The organism is Mesorhizobium sp. M7A.F.Ca.CA.002.05.1.1 (assembly GCF_003998335.1).
GTDB lineage: Bacteria > Pseudomonadota > Alphaproteobacteria > Rhizobiales > Rhizobiaceae > Mesorhizobium.
Genome location: NZ_RZQI01000281.1, coordinates 1 through 6588, shown reverse-complemented (window position 1 = coordinate 6588; position 6588 = coordinate 1). Strand labels below are relative to the sequence as shown.

Below are 6588 nucleotides of genomic sequence, written 5' to 3'. Positions count from 1 at the left end.
ACCGGGAACGGGCCGAGAAATTAAAGGCGCTGTTTCTCAGACATATCGAGGATTCCGGTCTTTCCTTCGAGTGGCGAAGCCTTGAGAGCTTTTCGGGTGACAGCGCGCTGACCGGGATTTCGAGCGTGCGGGCCGCCGACCTGATCATAGCGGCGCAGCGCGAAACGGGCGGCGATTCCAGCGCGGACGTGGACACGCTGGTCTACGATGCCGGCCGGCCGGTGCTGGTGGTGCCGCACGAGGGTCCGCTGATCACCACCTTCAAACGCGTCTTGCTCGCCTGGAACGGCAGCAAGGAAGCGGCGCGGGCCGCCTTCGACGCGCTGCCCTTCATCATCGAAGCCGAGAAGACTGACATATTGGTTATCGACCCTCCTGAAACGCTCGACGACAGCCCGGAGGCCGCCGGCGCCGAAATCGCGTCGGCGCTGTCGCGCCACGGCGCCACCGTCAGCGTCTCGGTGCAGCAGTCGGGCGGCAATTCGGTCGATGACATCATCCAGACCAGAATCGCGGAAACCGGCGCCGATCTGCTGGTGCTCGGCGCCTACAGCCATTCATGGCTGCGTCAGCTTCTGTTCGGCGGCGTGACGCGCAGCGTGCTGCGCACTGCGCCGGTGGCAGCCTTCCTGTCGCGGTAGGTCCACAGCGATCGCTGGCCCTTGCCTTTGCCAAGGCCCTTGCTCTTGCCAAGATGGGGGCTTTCCAGCTAATTCCGCGCGCATTCCCCTGTTTTCCTGCGCGCGATCCCCGCGTGCTGTGGAGTGCGCGACATGTCCCTTCCCGAAAAAGCCTTTCCGGTCTCCTGGGACCAATTCCATCGCGACGCCCGGGCGCTCGCCTGGCGGCTTGCCGGCGCCAACAAGGGACAATGGAAAGCGATCGTCTGCATTACGCGAGGCGGGCTGGTCCCCGCGGCGATCATCTCGCGTGAACTCGGCATCCGCGTCATCGAGACGGTCTGCGTCGCCTCCTATCACGACTATACCAGCCAGGGGCAGTTGCAGGTCCTCAAGGAGATCACCCCTGCCCTGCTCGCCGACGACGGCGCCGGCGTGCTGATCATCGACGACCTGACCGACACCGGCAAGACGGCCGGCATCGTGCGCGCGATGATGCCCAAGGCGCATTTCGCCACCGTCTATGCCAAGCCGAAAGGCCGGCCGCTGGTCGATACTTTCGTCACCGAAGTCAGCCAGGACACCTGGATCTATTTCCCGTGGGACATGGGCTTCACCTACCAGAAGCCGATCGCCGACGACCACGCCGGCTGATTCGCAACTACCTGCCTGTTACAGACCAGCAGCTTGCACCCGGGCATGATTGCTTTCGCAAACAGGTCCGGCAGGGCCGGATATTTAGCGAAATCGACGTCTATTGGCGGAAATCGGCCAGGCGAATGAAATTTTTTACTTTTATTGCCGACAATTAGCCGTAAGATTCGTGAGACGGCAAACGATTCCGGAGGCTGGGGCTAGCTTCTTCGATGTTGACGAGGCCAACGACACACAATCATCTGGCCGAAAGGGTCCGACGGCTCTTCGGCACGGCGCCGTGCCGCCTGCAGGTTGCCGCCCTGCCCTGGCGCGACGCGGGAGACGGCGTCGAAATCATGCTGATCACCAGCCGCGATACTGGCCGCTGGGTTTTGCCCAAGGGCTGGCCAGAGGCCAGGGAGCCGCTCTGCGAGGCCGCGGCGCGCGAAGCCGGCGAGGAGGCCGGGCTGCGCGGCCGTGTCTCTCATCTTGAAGCCGGCCGTTACTTCTACGCCAAGGTCCTGGCTTCCGGCGAAGAAGTGCCGTGCGAGGTCCTGGTGTTTCCACTGCATGTCGACAAAGTCGCGGACCGCTGGAAGGAAAAACACTCACGCACCCGCAAATGGGTCCGTGCGAGCGAAGCGGTGCGCATGGTCAACGAACCCGACCTTTGCCAGATCATCGCCTATTTCTGCGCCGACCCGCACAGCTTCTCCTGACGGGCGGCCACACCGCTCTCTTTGCAAAACGGGACTGGCTTGCAAAGGCTAATGCATGTCGCCCAAAAGTGACCTCGGTTTTGGGAGAACGACATGCATAAAAGCAAGGACCTAAAGCGGGTCGCTTGAATCCGTTCAAGCGCGACACGCTTTAGACACGCGTTGCCGCGCTTCGACATGAATGCTTTGCTAAGGAATCAAGGGTAGGATTCGGCAGCTCTGGTATTTTTGATCGATGGCGAATCCCGCAAATCCAATTCCAAACGAGTCCGACGACCCCCAGCGCGAGCATCGTCCGCGCGTGCTCAAGGGTGGGTCGATCATCACCGGAATTTCGAATTCGGAAGTCGGTTGCACGCTGCGCAACCAGCACGAAGGCGGCGCCGAACTGAAGATACCGCTCGAAGCCCGGGTCCCAGATCGGTTCCTTCTCTATGTGCCGCTCGACGGCATTGCCTATCGGTGCGAGGTCCGCTGGCGTCGCAACGACCGTATCGGGGTGCAGTTCACCGGCACCGAGCCAAAGCCCCGGCTGCATTACGGCTGACGCCCGGGCAAGCTTGCGCGCGGAAAATCGTGATCCGCGCCTGCATTCTATCCCCGTTATCCACATATGTGACACACAAGATGTTGGGGTCACAAAAGCTACGCAAACGAATCCTTGACGGCGCAAAACGAGTCGCCTTTTATAGGCCATGTGCTCCTGTTGAGAGTGCGACCGGAAAGTTCTGAGCCCGGTCTTTTTTCCCGGATTATGTGCGTTTTTGCTCGCATTTCCGCCTGTTTACGAGGCCGGCGGAAGCGTTGGGATTGTGGGGCGGTTGGGGACGATAGGGACAATTGTCGGGCTTGAATAAATTGTCTGTTAATACTATATTTAGTGTTTGCAGGTAGGTTCGACGCTAGATAGTGTGAATTTCCCTCGACCGAGGGAATCGGAAAAAATCAGTTTTGAGGGACCCGCGGGTTCGTCGGCGCGTTGGGCAGGCGCTTCGCAAGGAGTTTGACCAGCAGGGCCGGCGGAGACCGCGAAAATGGAGAGCCGGCCGTTTTCGAACGCCCGGCAGACGGCGGACATGCGCGTTTCGCATCGGGGGCAGAAATCCCTGGAGGAAAGCGCTATATATAGACAAAAGGGACCGGACCAATGCGCATCGAGCGTCGTTTCACCAAGCCAGGACAATCTGCCTATGCGGAGATCGAATTCCGCAAGGCGCTTTCGGAGATTAAGAATCCGGATGGTTCGGTGGTGTTCCGCTTGGACAATATCGACGTGCCGGCGCAGTTCTCCCAGGTCGCAGCCGATATCCTGGCGCAGAAATATTTCCGCAAGGCCGGTGTGCCGGCGCGCCTGAAGAAGATCGAAGAGAACGACGTCCCCTCCTTCCTGTGGCGCTCCGTCGCCGATGAGGCGGAACTGGCGAAGCTGCCGGAAGCCGAGCGCTACGGTTCCGAGATCGACGCACGTCAGGTCTTCGACCGGCTTGCCGGCACCTGGACTTACTGGGGCTGGAAGGGCGGCTACTTCAAGGGGTCGGAGGAAGACGCGCGCGCCTTCCGCGACGAGCTTGCCTATATGCTGGCCACCCAGCGCGTCGCGCCGAACTCGCCGCAATGGTTCAACACCGGCCTGCACTGGGCCTATGGCATCGACGGCCCGAGCCAGGGCCACTTCTATGTCGACCCGTTCACCGGCAAGCTGACCAAGTCGAAATCCTCCTACGAGCATCCGCAGCCGCATGCCTGCTTCATCCAGGGCGTGCAGGACGATCTCGTCAACGAGGGCGGCATCATGGACCTGTGGGTGCGTGAAGCGCGCCTGTTCAAATACGGCTCCGGCACCGGCTCCAACTTCTCGCTGCTGCGCGGCGAAGGCGAAAAGCTGTCGGGCGGCGGCCGCTCGTCGGGCCTGATGAGCTTCCTCAAGATCGGCGACCGTGCGGCGGGCGCCATCAAGTCGGGCGGCACCACGCGCCGCGCCGCCAAAATGGTCATCGTCGACGCCGACCACCCCGATATCGAGGAATTCATCGACTGGAAGGTCAATGAAGAGCAGAAGGTCGCCTCGCTGGTGACTGGCTCGAAGATCGTCAAGAAGCATCTCGAAGCGATCATGAAGGCCTGCGTCAACTGCGAAGGCAATGGCGACGACTGCTTCGATCCGTCGATCAACTCCGCCCTGAAGCGCGAGATCAAGGCGGCCAAGAAATCCGCCGTGCCGGAGAACTACATCTACCGCGTCATCCAGTTCGCCAAGCAGGGCTATAGCTCGATGTCGTTCAAGACCTACGACACAGACTGGGATTCGGATGCCTACCTCACGGTTTCGGGCCAGAACTCCAACAATTCGGTGTCGCTGAAGGACAATTTCCTGCGCGCCGTCGAGGACGATGCCGACTGGCACCTGACCGCCCGCAAGGACGGCAAGGTGCTGAAGACGCTGAAGGCTCGCGACCTCTGGGAAAAGATCGGCTATGCCGCCTGGGCGTCCGCGGATCCCGGCCTGCATTTCAACACGACGATGAACGACTGGCACACCTGCGCATCGGCCGGTGCGATCCGGGCGTCCAACCCGTGCTCCGAATACATGTTCCTCGACGACACGGCCTGCAATCTCGCCTCGATCAATCTGCTGCCCTACCGCAACGCCGACGGCACGATCGACATCGCAGCCTACGAGCACACCGTGCGGCTGTGGACCATCGTTCTCGAAATCTCGGTCATGATGGCGCAGTTCCCGTCGAAGGAGATCGCCAAGCAGTCCTACGAATACCGCACGCTCGGCCTCGGCTATGCGAATATTGGCGGCCTGCTGATGACGTCGGGCATTCCCTACGATTCCGATGAAGGCCGCGCCATCTGCGCCGCACTCACCGCAATCATGACCGGTGTCGCCTATGCCACCTCGGCCGAGATGGCCGGCGAACTCGGCGCCTTCGCCGACTACGACCGCAATGCGCAGAACATGCTGCGGGTCATGCGCAACCATCGCCGTGCCGCCTATGGCGAGAAGCAGGGCTACGAGAAGCTTGCCGTCAATCCCGTGCCGCTGGTCGCTTCCGACCTGAAGCAGCAGGACCTTGCGACCCACGCCAAGGCTGCCTGGGACCGCGCCATCGAGCTCGGCGAGGAGCATGGCTACCGCAATGCACAGGCGACCGTCATCGCGCCGACCGGCACGATCGGCCTGGTCATGGATTGCGACACCACCGGCATCGAGCCCGACTTCGCGCTGGTGAAGTTCAAGAAGCTGGCCGGCGGCGGCTATTTCAAGATCATCAACCGCGCCGTGCCGGAAGCGCTGCGCACGCTCGGCTATTCCGAAGCCCAGATCGCCGAGATGGAGGCCTATGCGGTCGGCCACGGCAACCTCAACCAGGCGCCGGCCATCAACCCCGGCGCGCTCAAGGCCAAGGGCTTCACCGACGACAAGATCGCCGCGCTCAACGCAGCCTTGAAGTCGGCCTTCGACATCAAGTTCGTCTTCAATCAGTGGACGCTCGGCGCCGACTGGGTGAAGGAGAATTTCGGCTTCACCGACGAGCAGCTCAACGATTTCTCGTTCGAGATCCTGCCGGCGCTCGGCTTCTCCCGGAAAGATATCGAGGCCGCCAACATCCACGTCTGCGGTGCGATGACGCTGGAAGGCGCGCCGTTCCTCAAGGCCGAACACCTGGCGGTTTTCGACTGCGCCAGCCCGTGCGGCAAGATCGGCAAGCGCTCGCTGTCCATCAACAGCCACATCCAGATGATGGCGGCTGCACAGCCCTTCATTTCCGGCGCCATCTCCAAGACCATCAACATGCCCAACGATGCGACGGTGGAAGACGCCAAGGGCGCCTACATGCTGTCGTGGAAGCTGGCGCTGAAGGCCAACGCGCTCTACCGCGACGGCTCGAAGCTGTCGCAGCCGCTCAACTCCTCGCTGCTCGCCGATGGCGAGGACGACGAGGACGAAGCCGTCGAGCAGCTGCTCGCCGCACCTGCGGCAGCACGTGCCGCACAGATCACCGAGCGGATCGTCGAGCGCATCATCGAGCGCGTGTCGCGCGAGCAGGAAAAGCTGCCCGGCCGCCGCAAGGGTTACACGCAGAAGGCCAAGATCGGTGGCAACACCATCTTCCTGCGCACCGGCGAATATGACGATGGCCGTCTCGGCGAGATCTTCATCGACATGAACAAGGAAGGCGCGACCTTGCGTGGCCTTCTCAACAACTTCGCCATCGCCATTTCGCTCGGCCTGCAATATGGCGTGCCGCTCGACGAATATGTGCACGCCTTCACCTTCACCAAGTTCGAGCCGGCCGGCATGGTGCAGGGCAACGATGCCATCAAGAGCGCGACATCGATCCTCGACTACGTGTTCCGCGAACTGGCGATCTCCTATCTCGGGCGCAACGACCTCGCCCATGTCGACCAGTCGGACTTTTCCAACACCGCACTTGGCCGTGGCATCAGCGAAGGCAAGACCGATGCGGTTTCCAAGGGCCTGACTCGTGGCGCATCGCCGGTGAAGCTGGTGTCGCGCGTCAGCGGCAACGATCCGAAAGGCTTTGCGGCCCCGTCGGGCGCCCCTGCCCGCTCGGCACCGACCGCGTTCTCCGGCTCCAACG

At 61.9% G+C, this 6588-nt stretch carries 5 protein-coding genes; all 5 read left to right on the top strand.

Annotated features, from left to right (window positions below):
* Positions 1 to 641, top strand: a 641-nt coding sequence (locus EN939_RS16040) for a universal stress protein (RefSeq protein ID WP_164751017.1), incomplete at its 5' end; no start/stop codon positions are given.
* 132 nt (positions 642 to 773) lie between these two features.
* On the top strand, positions 774 to 1274 hold the full coding sequence (gpt, locus tag EN939_RS16035) for a xanthine phosphoribosyltransferase (RefSeq protein ID WP_006200882.1): 501 nt from the start codon (positions 774 to 776) through the stop codon (positions 1272 to 1274).
* A gap of 212 nt (positions 1275 to 1486) precedes the next feature.
* Entirely contained in the window at positions 1487 to 1975 is a 489-nt protein-coding gene (locus tag EN939_RS16030) for an NUDIX hydrolase (protein WP_127268765.1), read from the top strand.
* A gap of 235 nt (positions 1976 to 2210) precedes the next feature.
* On the top strand, positions 2211 to 2522 hold the full coding sequence (locus tag EN939_RS16025) for a PilZ domain-containing protein (protein WP_127268764.1): 312 nt from the start codon (positions 2211 to 2213) through the stop codon (positions 2520 to 2522).
* Between the two features lie 600 nt (positions 2523 to 3122).
* The coding region (locus EN939_RS16020; RefSeq protein ID WP_127268763.1) for a vitamin B12-dependent ribonucleotide reductase at positions 3123 to 6588 on the top strand (3466 nt) is incomplete at its 3' end.